Source organism: Paenibacillus arenosi (genome assembly GCF_014841135.1).
Classification (GTDB): Bacteria; Bacillota; Bacilli; order Paenibacillales; family Paenibacillaceae; genus Paenibacillus_B; species Paenibacillus_B arenosi.
This window is the reverse complement of the sequence record NZ_JACYTN010000056.1, coordinates 1-1,214: the sequence shown is the minus strand read 5'-3', so window position 1 is coordinate 1,214 and position 1,214 is coordinate 1. Positions and strand designations below refer to the sequence as shown.

The following is a 1,214-nucleotide window of genomic DNA, read 5'->3' as shown; positions in this document are numbered from 1 at the left end:
TGGATAGGCTACACTTAGTTGGACAGAAAAAATAAGGGCTAGTAGAATAAACACATCATAACTAGGAGCGGATCTACTATGCCAAGACAAAGACGTACATTTACTGCTGAATTTAAGAGACAAATGGTTCAGTTATACGAAAATGGAAAAGCAAGAGCAGCTATTGCAGATGAGTACGAACTAAGTGCTTCTGCACTAGATCGCTGGATTAAGCAATACCAGCAGTCAGGATCATTCTCAGAGAAAGACAATCGGTCTACTGAAGAGAATGAACTTATTGCATTACGTAAAGAAAATGAACGTCTTAAAATGGAGGTGGACATTTTAAAGCAAGCAGCGCTGATCATGGGACGAAAGTAAATGTCATCAAGCAAAATCGTGACAAATACTCGGTATCAGCAATGTGTGACGTCCTTCAAATTGCTAGAAGCCACTTTTATTATGAAGCCAAACAAAAGCAGCAAGAAGATGACATCACGAAGCCTATCGTTGAAATCTTCCAGAAGAATCGTAAAGCTTATGGCACAAGAAAAATTAAGTCTAAGCTACATGAGCGTGGAATTATCGTGTCTAGAAGACGAATTGGACGCATTATGAAGGAACAAGGGCTTGTTTCTACGTACACGATTACCCAGTATAAGCCGCACAAGGCTTCCTGTAATGAGGAGCAACACCCCAATGAGCTAAGCCGTCAGTTTTCGCAGTCAGAAGCTAAACGTGTCGTAGTTAGTGACTTAACCTATGTAAGGATTCAAAACAGATGGCATTACATCTGTGTATTTGTTGACCTTTTTAATCGTGAAATTATTGGGAGCAGTGTAGGTCCGACTAAAGACGCTGCCCTTGTTTCACGCGCATTTGCTTCTGTGGAAGGAGATTTGCGACAGATTCAGTTGTTCCACACTGACCGTGGTAGTGAGTTTAAGAATAAGTTAATCGATGAGACATTGGCTACATTCCAGATTAGCCGTTCATTAAGCATGAAAGGTTGTCCTTACGACAACGCCGTTGCTGAAGCTACCTTTAAAATAATGAAAACAGAGTTTATTAACCAAATGAATTTTCAGAGCCTGCAACATCTTACGTTGGAGTTATATGACTATGTCAATTGGTATAACAAGCACCGCATACATGGAACATTAGGCTATATGAGCCCAGTTAATTACAAAAGAAAAGCCCTTAAAAAAGTTGTTTGATTTTGTGTTGACAGTCCA

General features: G+C 39.9%; 1 protein-coding gene. It reads left to right on the top strand.

Annotated features, from left to right (window positions below; genetic code table 11):
* The first annotated feature begins 78 nt into the window (after positions 1-78).
* Positions 79-1,196, top strand: a protein-coding gene (locus IFO66_RS23615) for an IS3 family transposase (RefSeq protein ID WP_192027464.1) whose coding sequence is annotated in 2 segments (ribosomal slippage) — positions 79-325 and positions 325-1,196 — 1,119 coding nt in all. Because the reading frame shifts where the segments join, the coding sequence is not laid out codon by codon here.
* Positions 1,197-1,214 lie beyond the last annotated feature (18 nt).